The organism is Azospirillum sp. VT-I1, from assembly GCF_055698305.1.
This window is the reverse complement of record NZ_CP168806.1, coordinates 440,001-458,208: the sequence shown is the minus strand read 5'-3', so window position 1 is coordinate 458,208 and position 18,208 is coordinate 440,001. Positions and strand designations below refer to the sequence as shown.

At 68.2% G+C, this 18,208-nt stretch carries 9 protein-coding genes and 1 pseudogene; 5 read left to right on the top strand and 5 right to left on the bottom strand.

Annotated features, from left to right (window positions below; genetic code table 11):
* Positions 1–72: 72 nt before the first annotated feature.
* Positions 73–1,050 carry a TAXI family TRAP transporter solute-binding subunit gene (locus AB8P05_RS30590; RefSeq protein WP_472761738.1) on the bottom strand — a complete coding sequence of 326 codons (978 nt, stop codon included), beginning with the start codon at positions 1,048–1,050 and terminating at the stop codon, positions 73–75.
* Positions 1,051–1,718: 668 nt separating this feature from the next.
* Between AB8P05_RS30590 and AB8P05_RS30585 the strand changes: the two genes are divergently transcribed.
* The 3 genes from AB8P05_RS30585 to AB8P05_RS30575 all read left to right on the top strand — a co-directional run bounded on the left by AB8P05_RS30585 (position 1,719) and on the right by AB8P05_RS30575 (position 6,881).
* A complete protein-coding gene (locus AB8P05_RS30585) occupies positions 1,719–3,584 on the top strand; it encodes a right-handed parallel beta-helix repeat-containing protein (RefSeq protein ID WP_472761737.1) in 1,866 nt (621 codons plus the stop codon).
* A gap of 113 nt (positions 3,585–3,697) precedes the next feature.
* Positions 3,698–4,951, top strand: coding sequence for a YihY/virulence factor BrkB family protein (locus tag AB8P05_RS30580; RefSeq protein ID WP_472761736.1), 1,254 nt, complete (start codon positions 3,698–3,700; stop codon positions 4,949–4,951).
* Between the two features lie 124 nt (positions 4,952–5,075).
* Positions 5,076–6,881, top strand: a complete 1,806-nt coding sequence (locus AB8P05_RS30575) for a carbon starvation CstA family protein (RefSeq protein ID WP_472761735.1) — start codon at positions 5,076–5,078, stop codon at positions 6,879–6,881.
* Between the two features lie 126 nt (positions 6,882–7,007).
* Here AB8P05_RS30575 and hflX read toward each other — a convergent pair whose 3' ends face one another.
* The gene (gene hflX, locus AB8P05_RS30570) at positions 7,008–8,354 is read right to left on the bottom strand and encodes a GTPase HflX (protein WP_472761734.1); all 1,347 of its coding nucleotides are present in this window, start codon (positions 8,352–8,354) and stop codon (positions 7,008–7,010) included.
* 688 nt (positions 8,355–9,042) lie between these two features.
* On the opposite strand from hflX, the gene AB8P05_RS30565 reads away from it, so the two are divergent.
* Positions 9,043–9,537 carry a BLUF domain-containing protein gene (locus AB8P05_RS30565; RefSeq protein WP_472761733.1) on the top strand — a complete coding sequence of 165 codons (495 nt, stop codon included), beginning with the start codon at positions 9,043–9,045 and terminating at the stop codon, positions 9,535–9,537.
* A gap of 8 nt (positions 9,538–9,545) precedes the next feature.
* Here the strand turns inward: AB8P05_RS30565 and AB8P05_RS30560 are convergent, their stop codons facing one another.
* From AB8P05_RS30560 to AB8P05_RS30550, 3 genes are all read right to left on the bottom strand, one after another.
* Complete coding sequence (locus tag AB8P05_RS30560; protein ID WP_472761732.1) at positions 9,546–11,021, bottom strand: L-lactate permease; 1,476 nt, start codon at positions 11,019–11,021, stop codon at positions 9,546–9,548.
* Positions 11,022–11,168: 147 nt separating this feature from the next.
* Positions 11,169–13,892, bottom strand: coding sequence for an HAD-IC family P-type ATPase (locus AB8P05_RS30555; protein WP_472761731.1), 2,724 nt, complete (start codon positions 13,890–13,892; stop codon positions 11,169–11,171).
* A gap of 89 nt (positions 13,893–13,981) precedes the next feature.
* Positions 13,982–16,759, bottom strand: a complete 2,778-nt coding sequence (locus AB8P05_RS30550) for an ATP-binding protein (RefSeq protein WP_472761730.1) — start codon at positions 16,757–16,759, stop codon at positions 13,982–13,984.
* Between the two features lie 264 nt (positions 16,760–17,023).
* Between AB8P05_RS30550 and AB8P05_RS30545 the strand changes: the two are divergent.
* Positions 17,024–18,208, top strand: a pseudogene (locus AB8P05_RS30545) (cation:proton antiporter); the annotation flags it as partial.

Here is an 18,208-nt window from a genome sequence, read left to right as displayed (position 1 = left end):
GTCCGCGGTACCGTGATGCGGAAAGGCCCCTCCCCGACCGGGAGGGGCCTTTTCCTTTGCCGTGCGGCCGGTTCAGAAAACGGTGACCGCCTGCCGGAAGGCGCGCGCCGCCCCGCTGTGCAGCGGAAGTCCGCCGGTATCCGGGCGCAGGTCCTCGTCGGTGATCGGGGAGAGGACCGGGTGCAGGTTGCGGAACAGCCAGAGGTCGCCGCGGACGGCGGCGACCATGGCAGCCACCGCGTCGTCATCGACATCGGCGCGGGCCACGAGGACCGCATCGACGCCCAGGGTCTTCACGTCCTTGGGCTGCGACGGATAGAGCCGGCCCGGAATGGTCATCGGCTGGAAGGCCGGCATCGACTGGCTGATCGCCGTGGCGACGGGGCCGTCGATGGGGACCAGACGCGTCTTGCAGCGCGGCAGCACGTCGATCAGCAGCGCGCTCGGCTGGCCGATGACGAGGAAGGCGGCATCGACCTCGCCCCTGCAGAGCGCGCGGATGCCGTTGTCGCTGCCGGTCTCTATCCGCTTGACGGTGTCGCCGGCGCCGAGGCTCGCCAGAATCCGGTCCACCGCCGGGCGGGAGCCCGACCCTTCCGGACCGGCGGCCACGCGCTTGCCCTTCAGGTCGGCGATCCTGGCGATCTTGGCGTCGCGCCGGGCGACCAGCACCAGGGCTTCCTTGTGGAACCGCATGACAGAACGCAGGCCGTCCCATCCGCCCACCGCGGCGAAGGGGCCGGCGCCGCGGAAGGCGTCCTCGGCAACATCCTCCTGCACGATGGCGAGGTCGTAGCGCCCCTTGCGCAGCCCGTCGATGTTGGCGACGGAGCCGGCGGATGCGGTGATCGACAGCCGATCCTCCGCCATCATCTTGGCGTCGATGACCGTCAGTCTGAGGGCCGCCGCGACCGGGAAATAGACACCCAGCTCCGGTCCGGCGGCGATGACCAGCGGCTTGTCCCCGGCCGCGGCGACCGCCGGCTGGAGCAGCAGCGCGGCGGCCATCGCCATGGCCATCGTGCCCGTCCTGATGATTCGGTTCAGCATCTCTCCCCCACGCCTCCCTTTCTGGTCGCGTCCCGGGCGGCAGAGTGTCGGCACGCTGCCGCCATGATGGGACAGAACGTCATGCAACAAGCACTGGACAAGGGGAAATGCCTGTTTGCCCGACGCAGATGGTGATTGTTGCCGTCTCCGCCGAGGTGTCGATGTGCAGCGATGTCGCATCGCGGAAAGATGGGCAAGCTTGTTACTTGGCCGTGATCGAAACGATCTCTGTGAAAGCAAGGGAGGTTGCGGGTGCGGAACTTAAGTCTCTTAACCTCAGGCATGGGCTTGTGCGGAGATGCCGCGGCGCGACGCCGATGCGATCTTTCGCCCAACCGCGGCCATTGCCGATGAGGGAGTGCGCCTGGACAGCGGAAAAAAGGTGTCGGCATTGATGAGGCGGAACCATCGAGCAATACCGCCAGTGAATTTCAGTCCGTCAGCTTCACGATCAACAAAGTCAAAGATGCCGGAAGGGTTAAACCGCTATACTTCTGCAGGAATATCTCTCTCATAGGTTCATTGAACCTTTGGAGAGCTTTGACATTGATCGCAGTATTGTAACAGCTTTTACCACCTATTCGACGAATCCGGGAAAAATGCCTCACTAATGCCCCAGCCGTCCGACCATCGTGGCGCCGCATCGCAACCGCTAAGGATACGGATCAATGGCCACGACCTCCGGGAACTCGACCATCATCGTGACCGCCGAAGGCACCGAACAGGCGCACTTCACCCTGCTCGTCGACGGCAAGAAGATCGGTGAGGGCACCACGGGTACCACGGCCAAGGACTTCGTCTTCGAGACGGACGTCGCACGGGACCAGGGTCACAAGGTGCAGGTCCAGTACGACAATGACGGTTATGTGAACGGCAAGGACCGCAACCTGATCGTCAACGAGGTCACCATCAACGGCAAATCGATCCTGCCGACCGACGACATCGTCACCTACGACAAGGGCGTGCTGGACGGCCGCGACGTGGTGGCCGGCCAAAAGGGGATGTGGTGGAACGGCACGCTGGTCGTCGAAGCCGGCAAGAGCTATTTCGCCGGTGACGAGGTGGCGGCGCCCGCCGAACCGACTCCTGTCGAGCCCACCCCCACCGAGCCCGCTACGCCCACCGAACCCACCCCGGGCGTGCCGAAGCCGAGCGGCCCCGGCTTCTACGTCGCCAAGAACGGCAACGACAGCTGGTCGGGCAAGCTGGCCGCCCCGAATGCCGACGGCACCGACGGCCCCTTCGCCTCGCTGCAGAAGGCGCAGTCCGCGATGCGGTCGAGCGACATCGACACCACCTACATCCGTGGCGGCGATTACTACCCGAACAGCCCGATCTGGCTGGACGGCCAGGATTCCGGCGTGACCTTCACCGGCTATGGCAATGAGAAGGCGGTGATCCATGGCGGCGCGCAGGCGTCCGTGTCCTTCGGCCTGGGCGGCGCCAAGGACGTGACCATCGAAGGGCTGACCTTCACCGGCGGCGTCGCCAACGGCCATTACGTTTTCGCCGACAACGCCGCCGGCCTGACCTTCGCCAACAACACCGTCACCGGCGGCGGCTATGGCGTCACGGTCCAGAACAGCGCCAACAGCAAGGTGGTCGGCAACCAGTTCGACCGCACCGGTGCCGAGGCGATCTTCGTCAAGGCCGGCTCCGACGCCACGGTGGTGTCCGACAACCTCATCAAGCATCCGAACGCCGCCGACCGCGGCGACGCCGGCATCTGGGTGAATGGCAGCTCCGACGTCAAGATCACCCACAACCAGATCGAAGACTCGCCGGAGAAGGCCATCGCCGTCGGCTCGGTCCAGACGGACGGCAGCGACGCGACCTACCGCGCGACCATCGCCTTCAACAAGGTCATCAACGCCAACCTGGAATCGAACGACGGCGGCGGCATCTATCTGATCAACCGCCAGCAGGATCTGACCGATCACACCATCGTCAACAACGAGGTGACCGGCACCACCGCCACCAACCCGTCGGGTCAGGTTGCCAGCTGGGGCATCTATCTCGACGACTGGACCAGCGGCGCCACGGTGAAGGGCAACGTCGTCCACGACAACATCGGCGGCGTGTTCCTGCATGGCGGTTGGGAGAACACGGTCACCGAGAACGTGATCGCCGGCAACAGCGGCGCCCAGATCGGCCTGCAGCAGCCGGTCGCCTGGGGCGGCTGGAAGGGCAAGGAGATGAGCGGCAACGACATTTCCGGCAACGTCGTGGACGTCAACGAGGGCATGGCCGTCCACATCTACGGCCCGGCCGGGGTCGGCAACATCCACGACAACTTCTACAGCAACCTGGATGCGTCCAAGGATCTGTTCGACGTCTGGCCGCAGGTGATGGCCGGCGGCGGCAAGGGCAATCTGGCGGAGTGGCATGCCGCCGGCTACGACAAGGGCTCGGTGACGCTGAACCCGGGCTTCGTCAATCCGGGCGCGGACGATTTCACCCTGTCGGCGAACTCGCCGGTCTATGGGCAGGGCTTCGACCACATCCCCTACGACGATATCGGGCTGCTGGGCTGATCGGCCCGACCACTCGAACAGCCTGATCTGAAAGCGGGCCGCCTGGTTACGGGCGGCCCGTTCCCGTTCGGGCCGCCCGTAACCGAAATGCCGCCGCCGGTGTTACCTGACCGGTGACGCGGGATCCGGGGGTGGTGATGGAGCATCTGCGACGGTGGTGGGCGATTGTCCTCGACGCGGCCTATGGCTGGATCAACGACGACGCGATGAGCATGGCCGCGTCCATCGCCTTCTACACCATCTTTTCGCTGGCCCCGCTGGCGATCCTGGTGATTGCGCTGACCGGGCTGGTCTTCGGCGACGAGGCGGCGCGGGGCGCCCTGGTCGATCAGCTGTCGGCGCTGGTCGGGCGGGAGGCCGGCCAGACCCTGCAGGACCTGATCGCACGGGCCGGCGCGCGGGAGACCGGCATCGTGGCGAGCATCATCGGCATCGGCACCATCATCGTCGGTGCCACCACCGTCTTCGTCGAGCTGCAGACCGCGCTGAACCGCATCTGGAAGGTGGCGGCACCGCAGGAATCGACCATCACATGGCTGGTGCGGGTGCGGCTGAAGGCGCTGGCGCTGATCGGGGCGATCGGCTTCCTGCTGATCGTCTCGCTGGTGGTCAGCGCCGCCCTGGCGGCGGTCGGCACCTGGGCATCGGGTTACCTGCCGGCCATGCCGTCGCTGTTGTGGCTGTTCGACATGGTGGTGTCCTGGACGGTGCTGACCGGGCTGTTCGCGATGATTTACCGGATCCTGCCGGACACGCGCATCCGCTGGTCCGACGTGTGGCTGGGCGCCGCGGTCAACGCCTTCCTGTTCGCGGTGGGCAAGTTCCTGATCGGCTTCTACATCGCCACCAGCGGCGTGGTGACGGTCTATGGCGCGGCCGGATCCTTCGTGCTGATCCTGCTGTGGGTCTATTATTCGGCCGTCATCTTCCTGTTCGGGGCGGAACTGACCCGGGCCTATTCGGAGCGCCGGGGCAGCCGTTCGCACAACTCCCCTATCGGCCACCCCCTATCGGCCACTCTGCTACCGATGCTGCCGCTAGCGGCCGCAGCAGCCCCGCCCCAGCGTCATCAGGATCTGGCGTGCCTTGAAGCTCCGGCGGTCGAGCGGCGGTTCGTCCGGCGCCAGCCGGGCCTGCGCTTCGCGATAGCGCTCGTAGGAATCGTCGTTGAACAGCCGGCGCAGGTTGGCCAGCGCCTTGCGCAGCGGCGTGCGGGGGCAGGGGGCGGGCTGGGTCGACATGGGAAGTCTCCTGGATCGAGGTGCGGCAGTGTGGGACGTCCCACACTAACGCCGTGGCCCGGCGCAATGGGCCGATTCCCGGCGAACGGCGGCATCACGGTGCCGAGCGGCGATATCGGGACTTGAGCGGCGCCGCTCGCCCCCGTCCGGCTGCCGCTCGGCACCTCCTGACTGCCGCTCGCGGCATTCCACCCCACGGGGCTCAGAAGGCGGCGTAGACCGATGGCACGTCCTTTTCAGGAGAGCCGTCATGGATCACGCTCTAACCTTTGTGATCGCGACACTCTGCATCCTTACGCTCTGCTACCGCTTCTACGGCGTGTTCTTCGTGCGCAAGGTTCTTCGTGCCGACGATTCTGAAGTCACCCCGTCCCACATCCTGGCCGACGGCAAGAACTATGTGCCCACCAAGAAGTGGGTGAATGCCGGCCAGCATTTCGCCGCCATCGCCGCCGCCGGCCCGCTGGTCGGCCCTGTCCTGGCCGCCCAGTTCGGCTATCTGCCGAGCTTCCTGTGGCTGCTGATCGGCTGCGTCATCGGCGGCGCGGTGCACGATACCGTCGTGCTGTTCGCCTCGATGAAGCACAAGGGCCAGTCGCTGTCCGAGGTCGCCAAGGCCGAACTCGGCCCGGTGGCCGGCTGGTGCACCGGTCTGGCGATGCTGTTCATCATCACCATCACCATGGCCGGCCTGTCGATGGTCGTCGTCCATGCGCTGGAGCGCAACGCCTGGGGCGCCTTCGCGGTGTTCATGACGATCCCGATCGCCATCGCGCTTGGCCTCTACGAGAAGGTCACCGGCTCGTCCAAGGGCGCCACGCAGGTCGGCATCGCCGCCATCGCCGCCTCGGTCTTCGCCGGCCCCTATATCCAGGGCACGCTGCTGGGCCAATGGCTGACGCTGCATGCCGAGACCGTCGCCATCATCCTGCCCATCTACGCCTTCTTCGCAACCGCCCTGCCCGTGTGGCTGCTGCTGACCCCGCGCGGCTATCTGTCCAGCTTCATGAAGGTCGGCGTGTTCGGCGCGCTGGTCGTCGGCGTCGTCTTCATCAACCCGGAAATCCGCTTCCCCGCCCTGACCGACTTCATCCATGGCGGCGGCCCGGTGCTGAACGGCCCGGTCTGGCCCTTCATCTCCATCACCATCGCCTGCGGCGCCATCTCCGGCTTCCATGCCTTCATTGGGTCGGGCACCACGCCCAAGCTGATCGACAAGTGGAGCGACATCCGTCCGGTGGCCTTCGGCGGCATGCTGGCGGAATGCCTGGTCGGCGTCATGGCGCTGATCGCCGCGACCTCGCTGCATCCGGCCGACTATTTCGCCATCAACTCCTCGCCGGCCGCCTTCAAGGCCCTGGGCATGACCGTCGTCGACCTGCCGCGGCTGAGCCAGGAAATCGGCCTCGACCTCTACGGCCGCACCGGCGGTGCGGTGACGCTGGCGGTCGGCATGACCGAGATCTTCACCCGCGTGCCGTGGTTCAACAGCCTCGCCTCCTACTTCTTCCAGTTCGTCGTGATGTTCGAGGCGGTGTTCATCCTGACCGCCGTTGACAGCGGCACCCGCGTCGCCCGTTACCTGATCCAGGACCTGCTGGGCGACGTCTATGCCCCGATGAAGCGGCTGGACTGGGTCCCCGGTTCGATCATCGCCAGCGTCATCGCCTGCGTGGCCTGGGGCTATCTGCTGACCTCCGGTGACATCAACTCGGTCTGGGCCCTGTTCGGCGTGTCGAACCAGCTGATGGCTTCGGTCGGCCTCATCATCGGCGCCACCATCATCCTGCGGCTGGCGCAGAAGCGGGTCTATATGCTGACCTGCCTGGTCCCGCTGGCCTACCTGTTCGTTACGGTGAACGTCGCCGGCTACTGGATGATCGCCAACGTCTATCTGAACAAGGCCGCCAAGGGCTACAACCCCTTCAACGCCGGCATCTCCATCATCATGCTGACGCTGGGCTTCGTGATCCTGATCGCCGCCCTGAAGAAGTGGAAGGAGCTGTTCCAGGCCCGCGCCCTGGAGGTTCCGATGGTCGCCACCCCGGCCGAATGAGGATACTCTCCTGACAAACGAAACGGGCCATGTGGGACGTCCCACATGGCCCGTTTCGTTTTCGGCTTTCCGTAACGATGTGGGACGTCTCACGTCCCACCAGCCCACATCCCACCAGATGCCCGGTCAGGCGGCGGCGCGCGCCTGGGCGAGGGGGGCGATGCGGGCCAGCACCGCCGGTTCTATCGCCACCTGCAGGTGGGCATGGCTGTCGTCGTCGCGGCGGCCAACCACCTCGCCATGGGCGTAGAGCCAGGCGAGGGTCGCCCCGTCGCCATGCTCCACATCCAGCTCCACCAGTTCGCGGCCGGCGGTCATCCGGCTGTCGAGGATGCGGAACAGGCTGTCCAGCCGGTCCCCCGTCGCCGCCGAAACGGCACAGGCGTTGCCGGAGCGTTCGGCGCGGGCGAGCACGGCGTCAAGCTCCGCCCCGTCCAGCAGGTCGATCTTGTTGGAGACCTCGACCACGCGGGGGTCACGCTCCGGATCGATGCCGAGATCGGTCAGGATCGCCTCCACGGCGGCCTTCTGGGCCTCGGTGTCGGGATGGGCGATGTCGCGGACATGCAGGATGATGTCGGCTGACTGCACCTCCTCCAGCGTGGCGCGGAAGGCCGCGACAAGATGGGTCGGCAGGTCGGAGATGAAACCGACCGTGTCGGACAGGATCACCTTGCGCCCCGACGGCAGCACCACCTGACGCATGGTCGGGTCGAGCGTCGCGAACAGCAGGTTCTTCGCGAACACGTCGGCACCGGCCATCCGGTTGAACAGGGTGGACTTGCCGGCATTGGTGTAGCCGACCAGCGCCACCACGGGGTAGGGCACCTTGGCGCGCGCCTTGCGGTGCAGGCCGCGGGTGCGGCGGACGTCGTCCAGCTCCCGCTTGATCTTGACGATGCGGTTGCCGATCAGCCGGCGGTCGAGCTCCAGCTGCGATTCACCGGGACCGCCGAGGAAGCCGAAGCCGCCGCGCTGGCGTTCCAAGTGGGTCCAGGACCGGACGAGCCGGGACTTCTGGTAGGACAGCGACGCCAGTTCGACCTGGAGCTGGCCTTCGTGCGTGCGGGCGCGGGCACCGAAGATCTCCAGGATCAGGCCGGTGCGGTCGATGACCTTCGCGCCGAAGGCCCTCTCCAGATTGCGCTGCTGCACCGGGGTCAGCGCATGGTCGACGATGACGAGGTCGATGGCCTCGCCCGCCTCCCGCGCCTCGTCCAGCAGCTTGGCATACTGCTCGATCGCGCCGCCGCCCAGCAGGGTGGCCGGGCGCGGCTGGTTGACCTTGACGACGGCGGCCTGCGCCACCTCAAGTTCGATGGCCGCGGCCAGTCCCACCGCCTCCTCAAGCGAGGCTTCGGGGCTGCGGTCGGTCTCGGTCCCGCGAAGGACAGGGTGGAGGACAAGGGCACGGCCCAGGCCGGACCGGCGGGTTTCGATGGTTTTCGTTTCGGTATTCGGATGCGTACCCATAGGGTTCCTTTGTCGGCCCGGCGCCGGATGCGCGGGCAGGCTGCGAAATCCGGCATTCGACGCTGCCGGAGTGCGTGCATCGCCACAGGATGCGGATAGGAGAGGCCCTCTCCGGCCCGGCCGGCGGCGCCCGACACGGGGGAGGAGATCCCGGAGGAATCTGGCAGCCTGCTCTTCATCAGGCCGGAGAGGAGGGCGTCGGCATGCCCGAACGGGCAGGCGCCGAACCGAAGAACTTAGATCAAGGAGATCACCGAAGTTGCCGTGGAGCCCCAGGGATGGAGATCGACACGGGGTATCCGACCAGGGTTGCGGGCCAGGATTTTGGGAACGCTCGGCGTCACCGCCGACACAGCCTCAAATGAGGATTCTATCGCTCAGAACAAGGGTACCGGGCCGATTTTTCCGATCATTTCACAAGCTGAACCGGCACGGGCGAGTGCCGCGGGACCGGCCGGAAACACCCAGATGGGGATTGGCCCAGCGGTCTCAAGCGGGGCTGGATGCAAATAACCGCCGGCCGCTCCATTGATCGAAAGGGTAGGAAGATTTGTGTCTTCCGTTGTCAGGTTATGCACGGAAAGCCAGTGGGTCATTTTGTGCGGTGACATTGTTGGTGTTTGGCTTAATTTTGGAGAGATCATATCAGTGTCCCAATAGTTCAGACATCTCCGGTGGAGACGAGAGCATGTTGCAGGTTGTCTTCCGAAGCCAGTTGACGACGCTGCTCTCCTACCTCGACATCCAGCGGCTATGCCTTGAGGCGGCGAGACACAACAGGAAATCCGGCGTTACCGGCTTCATGGTGGAGTGCGGTGGCGTGTTCCTTCAGTCGCTCGAAGGGCAGGGGCGCGACGTGACCGAAACACTCGACCGCATTTATCGGGACACGCGCCGCGACACTATCGAGATCGTCTATTTCGAACAGGGCGCACCCCGGCGGCGGTTCGGCGCCTGGGCCATGAATGTCATGTTCCTGGACGACGATGCGTTCTGGAAGAAGGTGTTCGGGTCAGGCTACGCCTGCGATGAGATGCTGGTCCGGCCGATGGAACCGGCCTTTGCCATGGGCGTGCTTGCGGTGGCCTACCGGCACGCCTGTTCGGTGACCGGCATCGCGCCCGCGGTCACCGGAAACAGGTTGGGCCGGATCCCGCGGATCGGACACATGATCCGGCGTTAGGCCGGGACCTAAGCCAGTCCCCAGGCCTTGACTCCGGCCACCAGGACGACGACGGCCAGCAGCGACAGGATCGTCGCCAGCCCGATCGGCAGGGCGCGGCGGTAGATGGCGCCTTCCGCCTGCTGCAGCCCGACGAGCCCGGCGGCGAGCACGATGCGGCCGGGGGTCAGCATGGTGCAGATGCTCCCCGAAACGGTCTGGATCGCCGCGGTCAGCATCGGCGGCAGGCCGCTCTCCGCGGCGAGGCTCAGCTGGATGTGCATCATCAGGGCGTTGGACGCGGTGTTGGAGCCGGTCAGCATGCCGGCGGCGCCGCCGAAGACCGGGGTCGCCAGCACGGCGAAGCGTCCGGCGACCTCGCGCCACGCCTGCCCGAACATCGCGGCACCGCCGGACGCGGCCATGAAGGTCGCGAACTCGACGAAGACCAGCGTGGCCGCCATCGGCACCAGCGCCGCGCGGAGCGCGCCACGCACCACCTCTCCCGACTTGGCGGCCGGCAACCCGGCCAGCAGGATGGCGGCGATCACCACCAGCCATGTCGCGGGATGGCGCAGCACGGCCAGCGGGGCCAGCCCGCCCAACGGGTCGAGCACCAGCCAGCGCGCGGTCCAGTCCGACAGCGGCGGCAGCAGACGCGTCGCCATCAGCGCCGCGATCAGCAGCACATAGGGCCACAGCCGCTCCATCAGCCCCCGGAAGCCGGCGTCGCTGCGCAGCAGGCGCGGCCCCTCCACCAGCACCAGCAGCACGCCCGTCGCCAGCCCGCCGCCGAGTTCCGGCGCGACGAAGCGGTTGGTTAGCCAGATCAGCCCGGCCAGACAGAGCAGGAGGCTGACGTCGCCCGCCCGCTCGCGCAAGCTGGAGCGCAGGCCGCAGGCGTGGATCAGTCCCCAGAACACCGGCAGCAGGCAGGGAAGCACCACCGCCATCAGCAGGGCGCTGGCCGTTCCAAGCTCGGTGAAGGACACGCCGATCAGCTCCGCCCCGACCCGCGTGCCGACGCCCATGGCTCCCCAGGCCGCCAGCACCTGACTGAACAGGCCGAGGGCGGCGGCCTGGACCGGCGGCAACCCCATATGGCGCAGCATGGCCAGCGCCACCACCAGACCGACGCCGAACCCCGTCACCGATTCCGCGAAGGGGCCGACCAGGAAACAGGCGACGAAGACGGCGCGCCGGCGGTTCTCCTGCGCGACCGCGGCGGCGCGGATGCCGCGCGCCTCGTAGGCGCGGTGGAACAGCAGGCCGGCGGCGATGATCGACATGGCATGCCACGCCAGCCACGCCCCCTCGCCGGCCTTGGCCGCCGCCGTGGTCAGCACGCCCATGTCCGGCATCACGGCGAGCGGGGCCTGCGCGGCGATCATCGTCACGAACGCCAGCGTCATGCCGGCCAGCCCGGCCGTCAGCAGGCTGACGCGGCGGGAGACAAGGAGCAGGATCGTGCCGACAAGCGGCATCATGTGGAAGGCCAGGGTCATGATCGGGCAGGGGAGTCCGGAAGGGGAGGGCCGGCACTGACGGCGGCTTCTTTCTTGGGATACTAGTATATTGACTCAGCTGCAACCTTGCCGGGCTCCAGACGGCAGGAGGGATGGTATGCGCGGATGCATGGGGCGCGGAGCGGCTCAGCCTTCTGAAAACCGCTTCTCCAGCTCCACCAGCAGGAACAGCAGGGCCCCGGCGGCGATCATGGCGGCCCAGGCGCCGGCGCCGATGGGGGCGGTGCCGAACAGGGACTGCAGCGGCGGGGCGTAGGTGAAGGCCAGCTGCAGGACCGCCATCAGCGCGATGGACAGCCAGACGGGCCGGCTGCCGGCGATGCCCGCCAGCAGGCCGGCGCGGCCGTGCAGCCCGCGGGCGTTCAGCAGGAAGAAGATCTCGCCCACCACCAGGGCGTTGACCGCCATGGTCCGCGCCACCTCGATCCCGCCGCCCTGCATCCGCTGGAAATAGAAGAAGCCGAAGCTGGCGGCCACCAGCAGGACCAGCGCCACCATCATCCGGCGGATCAGCGGGCCGGACAGGATCGGCTCGTCACGCGGGCGGGGAGGGCGGGCCATGACGCCCGGCTCCGGCGCCTCGAAGGCCAGCGCCAGACCCAGCGTCACCGCCGTCACCATGTTCACCCACAGGATCTGCACCGGCGTGATCGGCAGGATGGTGCCGGACAGGACCGCCGCCAGAATCACCGCCGCCTGGGCGCCGTTGGTCGGCAGCATGAACAGGATGGTCTTGCGCAGATTGTCGTAGACGGTGCGTCCCTCCTCCACCGCATGGACGATGGAGGCGAAATTGTCGTCGGCCAGCACCATCGCCGCCGCCTCCTTCGCCGCTTCGGTGCCGTTGCGGCCCATGGCGACGCCGACGTCGGCACGCTTCAGCGCCGGGGCGTCGTTGACGCCGTCGCCGGTCATGGCGACGGTGCCGCCGGTGGCCTGGAGCGCGGCGATCAGGCGCAGCTTGTGCTCCGGCGTGGTGCGGGCGAAGACGCTGTTGGCGCGGGCGGCGGCGGCGAATCCGGCCTCGTCCAGGCGGTCCAGTTCCGGCCCGCTGGTGACGCCGTCGGGCAGGCCGAAGGTCCGGCCGATGGCGGCGGCGGTGGCGGCATGGTCGCCGGTGATCATCTTCACCGTGATCCCGGCCTCGCGGCAGGCGGCGACGGCGCGCAGCGCCTCCTCCCGCGGCGGGTCGATCAGGCCGCACAGGCCCAGAAGCTCCAGCCCCTCGTCCCCCAGGTCGTCGACGATCAGTTCCGACAGGTCGATGGAGGTGCGGCGCATCGCCAGCGCCAGCACCCGCTGCCCCTGGCCGGCCAGATCGGCGGTCAGGGTGGACCAGCGCGCCCGGTCCAGCGGCCCGCTGCCGCCGGCCCGCCGCTCGCGTTCGCACAGCGCCAGCACGCGCTCCGGCGCGCCCTTCACCACCAGGATGCCGTGACCGGCATGGTCGTGGTGCAGGGTCGCCATGAACTGGCGTTCGGATTCAAAGGGAATGGCGTCGCGGCGGGGGCAGCGGCCCAGCTCGTCGGCCGGCTCCAGCCCCGTCTTCATGGCGAGCGCCAGCAGCGCGCCGTCGGTCGGGTCGCCGGCCAATTGCCAGTCTCCGCCGGCACTGCGGTGCAGGTCGGCGTCGTTGCACAGCAGGGCGGCGCGGGCCAGATCCAGCAGCACCGGCTCGCGCGCCGGGTCGGCGAGGCGGCCGTCGCGGGCGATCTCCCCCTCCGGCGCATAGCCGCTGCCGCCGACGCGATAGGTGCCGTCGGCGGTCACCACCCACTGCACCAGCAGCTCGTTGCGGGTCAGGGTGCCGGTCTTGTCGGTGCAGATGGTGCCGACGGAGCCCAGCGTCTCCACCGCCGGCAGATGGCGGATGATGGCGTTGCGCTTGGCCATGCGGGTCACGCCCACCGCCAGCGTGATGGTCATCACCGCCGGCAGCCCTTCCGGGATCGCCGCCACCGCCAGCCCAACCGCCGCCAGCACCATGTCCTGCCACGGCTCGCCATGCACCAGCCGGCCGAAGGCGAAGGTGATCGCCGCCAGCAGCAGGATGCCGCCGGTCAGCCAGCGGCCGAACCGCGCCATCTGCAGCAGCAGCGGCGTTTCCACCGACGCCACCGACGCCAGCAGATTGCCGATGCGTCCAATTTCCGTCCCGTCGCCGGTCGCCACCACGATGCCGGTGCCCTGCCCCTGGACCACCATCGTGCCGGCATAGGCCATGCCGATGCGGTCGCCCAGAGCCGCATCGGCGGCAACGGGGGCGGAAGCCTTGGCGGTGGGGACGGACTCGCCCGTCAACGCCGCCTCCTGCACCAGCAGTCCCTTCGTGCGCTCCAGCCGCAGATCGGCCGGCACCCGGTCGCCCGAGGCGAGGAACACCCGGTCGCCCGGCACCAACTCCTCCGCCGGCAGGGTCACGGCATGGCCGTCGCGCATCGCCACCGCCTGGGGCGACAGCATGTTGCGGATCGCCTCCAGCGCCTGTTCGGCCTTGCCCTCCTGGATGTAGCCGATCAGCGCGTTGACCAGCACGACGCCGAAGATCACGCCTGCGTCCGTCCAGTGCCGCATCAGCAGCGCCACCGCACCGGAGGCGAGCAGGACATAGATCAGCAAATTGTGGAACTGCGCCAGGAACCGCAGCCAGGCCGGCCGCCGTTTCGGCGGGGTCAGCCGGTTCGGGCCGAAGCGCCCCAGCCGTGCCGCCGCCTCCGCTCCACTCAGCCCCTCGTCCGGGCTGCCGAGTCGGTCGGCCGCGGCGGCGGCGTCGAGCGCGTGCCACGGGGTGACGGCGGGCGTTTGGGCGGGCGTTTGGGTGGTAGAGCCTGTTTCGGCCAGCGGTGCCATGGTGTGCCTCCCTGGTTGATCCCGACAGTAGAGCATCGGGCCGGGGAGGCGTCCTTAATCTGGCTCAATGTCTGAAACGATATGGTGTCTTAAGCGAAGCCGGAGCGCGGCCGGCCGGCCTCGGTCAGCACCGTATCCAGCACCCCGACCAGATGCTCGATGCGGTAGGGCTTGGGCAGCACCATCACGCCGGTGGCCCGGGCCACCTCCTCGCTGTAGCCGGTCGCCAGCACCACCGGAAGGCTGGGGTAGAGGCGCTGCACGGTGCGGGCCAGATCGACGCCGCTCATGCTGCCGGGCATAACCACGTCGCTGAACAGCAGGTCGAATTCGCCCGCCGCCAGCAGCGGCAGCGCCTCGTCCGCGGTGGCGGCGCGGGTGATGGTGAAGCCGGCATCCTCCAGCGCCGTGGCGACGGTCAGGGCGACGATCGGGTCGTCCTCCACCACCAGCACATGGCCGCCGGTGCGGGTGGCGCCGGCCGCCTCGGCCGCCGGCTCGGCGTCCAGCAGCGGGGCGGTGCCGGAGCGGCGGATCAGCAGGCCGACGGTGGTGCCGCGCCCCTCCTCGCTGTCGATCCAGGCGGTGCCGCCAGAATGGCGGGCGAAGCCGTAGACCTGCGACAGGCCGAGCCCGCTGCCCTTGCCGATCTCCTTGGTGGTGAAGAAGGGATCGAAGGCGCGCGCCCGCACCGCGGCCGGCATGCCGGTGCCGGTGTCGCTGACCGTCAGCCGCACGAACTCGCCCGACAGCCCGTCCGGCGCCTGCGGGTCTCCCGGCTCCAGCACCGCGTTGGCCGCGCGGATGGTCAGGGTGCCGCCGTCCGGCAGCGCATCGCGCGCATTCACCACGAGGTTCAGCAGGGCCAGCTCCAGCTGGGTCGGGTCCACCTCCACCGGCCAGACCCCGTTCGCGAAGTCGATCTCCAGCCGGATGTCGGCGCGCAGCGCCCGGTTCAGCAGCTCCGACATGCCGAGCACGCGGTCGCGCAGGTCGACCGGCTCCGGCCGCAGGGCCTGCCGGCGGGCGAAGGCCATCAGTTGCTGCACAAGCTTGGCGCCGCGGTCCACCGCCTGCCGGCCGGCATCGACCAGCGGCTGGATGCGCGACCCTTCCGCCCGCTTCTCGATCATGTGCAGGCAGCCGGACAGGGCCTGGAGCAGGTTGTTGAAGTCATGGGCGACGCCGCCGGTCATCTGGCCCAGCGCCTCGGTCTTCTGGGTCTGCAGCAGCGCCACCTGCACGCGCTCGCGCTCCGCCACCTCCTCGGCGACGCGGGCTTCCAGCGTGGCGTTGAGCTGCTGCAGCTCCTCCTCCGCCCGCTTGGCCTCGGTGACGTCGCTGCCCTCCACGAACAGGCCGGTGACCTGTCCCGCCTCGTCCTTGATCGGCTGGTAGACGAAGGTGAGGTAGCGTTCCTCCAGCGGTTCGCCCGGACGGCGCTGGAAGCGGATCGGCATGTTGCGTCCAACGAAGGTCTCGCCGGAGCTGTAGACGCGGTCGAGCAGTTCGAAGAAGCCCTGGCCCTCCACCTCCGGCAGGACTTCGCGGGCGGGGCGGTCGACCAGATCGCCGCGCCCGACCAACTGCAGGTAGGTGTCGTTCGCCAGTTCGAAGACATGGTCCGATCCGCGCAGCACGCACATGAAGTTGGGAGCCTGCCGGAACAGGGTGCGCAGCCGCTCCCCCTCCGCCGCCAGCCGGGCGTTGGCCGCCTCCACTGCGGCGCGTTCGCGCGTCAGCGCCTGGTTGGCGGCGCGCAGCGCCGCTTCGGCCAGCGCGCGCTCCACCGCCGCCCAGGTCCGTTCGGCCACATCCTCCGCCAGCGCGGCGTCGGCCTCGGTCCAATGGCGCGGCTTCGCCTCGTGCAGGTAGAGGATGGCGGTCAGCTGGCCGGCCTTCAGCAGCGGCACCACCAGGAGCGACCGCACCCCGATGCCGGCGAAGGCCGCCGCCGGGCCGCTGCCGGCGGTGCGCAGGTCGGTCGTCACATCGTCGACGCGCAGCGTGTAGCCGGCCCGCAGTTCGGCGATCACGGCCGGGCCGAAGCTGTCGAGCAGGCGGCTCTGCCCGGACAGGCTGGCCATCCCGGTGTCGTTCCAGTCCCGCTCCACCGATATCGTGGTGCCGGTGGGGTCGATGCGGCCGTAGCCGGCGCGCGCCACCCCCAGGTGGCGGCCGATCGCCTCGGCGGCGGCGGCGGTGACGCCGACCGGGTCGCTCAGCCCGCGCAGGCGTTCCGCCAGATCGAGCTGGAAGGTCAGCCGCCGTTCGGCGAGCACCCGCGCGGTGTTCTCGGTGCAGGCGCAGAACATGCCGGCGACACGGTCGGTCTCGTCGCGGACCGGGCTGTAGGAGAAGGTGAAATAGGTCTCCTCCGGGTAGCCGTGCCGCTGCATCACCAGCAGCCGGTCCTCGTGGTAGGTCGCCTCGCCGGCCAGCGCCCGCACGACCAGGGGGACCAGATCCTCCCAGATGTCGGCCCACACCTCGGCGAAGGGGCGGCCCAGCGCCTCCGGCTTGTCGCCCAGGATCGGTCGGTAGCTGTCGTTGTAGAGGAAGGTCAGGTCCGGCCCCCAGACCGCGAACATAGGGAAGCTGGAGGTCAGCATCAGGTTGACGATGGTGCGCAGCGATTGCGGCCAGTCCTCCGCCGGGCCAAGGGAGGTTGCGGACCAGTCCATCGCCCGCATCCGCGCGCCCATCTCCCCGCCACCGGTGAAGATGTCCGGCGCGCGCGCCGGCCTGCCCCGGCCTTCGATGGCTTCGCCATTCATATCCAGGCTGCCGGCATGCCGAAGCCGGGCCGCATCCTCCCAGACCCGGTCGGCCATCATGCGCCGCACACCCGGGAGAGTGTTGTCCACAAACCGTTCACATCGATCGGCGCCGATCCGTCGCGCCGATGCCGAATGCTCCGATAAAAAATATGGGATTTTCCGTGAATCATCGGGCGAGGATATTCAATCGTCTGTTGGGTGGCAATCCAGTGCCTGTAGCCATTTGGGAGTAGTTTTCTTGACTCGTCATGCCGGCGTGACGCCAAGGCCCCCGTAGATGTTGTCGAGATCATTGCAGGCGCCATCGGTTTCTTGCGCTGACCCGGCAACCGCTGGGCAAAGGTTCCTGTCATGCCGCTTCTTCGGAGAAAGTCCTTGGGTCCCTTCGACCTCTCCGCCATCCTGCTGACCCTGGCGGCCGTTTTCGGCTTCATCAACTACCGGTGGTTGAAGCTGCCGAGCACCATCGCGCTGTTCCTTGAGGGGCTGGTCCTGGCCCTGCTGGTCAGCGGCGCCGACAGCATGGCGGCCACACTCGGCATCGGCAACTGGCTGCGCCACCTGATCGAACAGATCAGCCTGCCGGACATCCTGCTCGACGGCATCCTCAGCCTGCTGCTCTATGCCACGGCGGTGAACGAGGATCTCTGCGCCCTGCTGAAGCGGAAATGGACGGTGCTGGCGCTGGCGACCCTCGGCGTCCTGATCTTCACCGCCCTGATGGGGGTGGGGCTGCAGATCGTCTTCGGGCTGGTCGGCATCGGCATGCCGCTGATCTGGTGCCTGGTACTGGGGGCGGCCATCGCCCCGACCGACCCGGTGGCGGTACACGGCATCCTGGAACGGCTGCCGGTTCCCGACACGCTGCGCTCGGTGATCTCGGGTGAAAGCCTGTTCAACGACGGGGTCGGGGTGGTGGCGTTCGTCACCCTGCTGCATCTCGCCACCGGCAGCGAGCAGAACCTCACCGCGGGCGAGGTGGCCTTCGACTTCCTGAAGGAGGCCTTAGGCGGTGCGGCCCTTGGCTTCGCCGGCGGCTGGATCGCCTATCAGGCGAAGCGGCGGGTCGACGAGAGCACGGTGGAGTTGACGATCTCGCTGGCGCTGGCACTGGGGACTTATTCGCTGGCAAATCAACTGGGCGTGTCCGGGCCCATCGCGGTGGTGGTGGCGGGGCTGCTGATCGGCTACACGACCGAACGCCATGTCAGCAGTGACAGGAGCCGCCGCGACCTGCGCGTGGTGTGGGCGATGATCGACGCCGTGCTGAACGCCCTGCTGTTCCTGCTGGTGGGGCTGGAGGCGACGATGGCCATCTCCTGGACCCTGCCGGTCCTGCTGGCGGCGCTGCTGGCGGTTCCTCTGGCCCTGGCCGCCCGGCTGTTCAGCCTGACCCCTGCCCTGCTGATGCATATGGGGCGCACCGGAAAGGCGAGCGCGCTGATCGTCCTGACCTGGGCTGGGCTGCGCGGCGGAATCGCGGTGGCGCTGGTGTTGTCGCTGCCGGACAGCCCGTACCGCGACCCGATCCTGGCG

Coding starts and splice junctions, on each gene's coding strand:
- AB8P05_RS30585 (WP_472761737.1), top strand. CDS start 1,719: ATGGCCACGACCTCCGGGAACTCGACCATCATCGTGACCGCCGAAGGC.
- hflX (WP_472761734.1), bottom strand. CDS start 8,354: ATGGGTACGCATCCGAATACCGAAACGAAAACCATCGAAACCCGCCGG.
- AB8P05_RS30560 (WP_472761732.1), bottom strand. CDS start 11,021: ATGACCCTGGCCTTCCACATGATGCCGCTTGTCGGCACGATCCTGCTC.
- AB8P05_RS30565 (WP_472761733.1), top strand. CDS start 9,043: ATGTTGCAGGTTGTCTTCCGAAGCCAGTTGACGACGCTGCTCTCCTAC.
- AB8P05_RS30555 (WP_472761731.1), bottom strand. CDS start 13,892: ATGGCACCGCTGGCCGAAACAGGCTCTACCACCCAAACGCCCGCCCAA.
- AB8P05_RS30590 (WP_472761738.1), bottom strand. CDS start 1,050: ATGCTGAACCGAATCATCAGGACGGGCACGATGGCCATGGCGATGGCC.
- AB8P05_RS30575 (WP_472761735.1), top strand. CDS start 5,076: ATGGATCACGCTCTAACCTTTGTGATCGCGACACTCTGCATCCTTACG.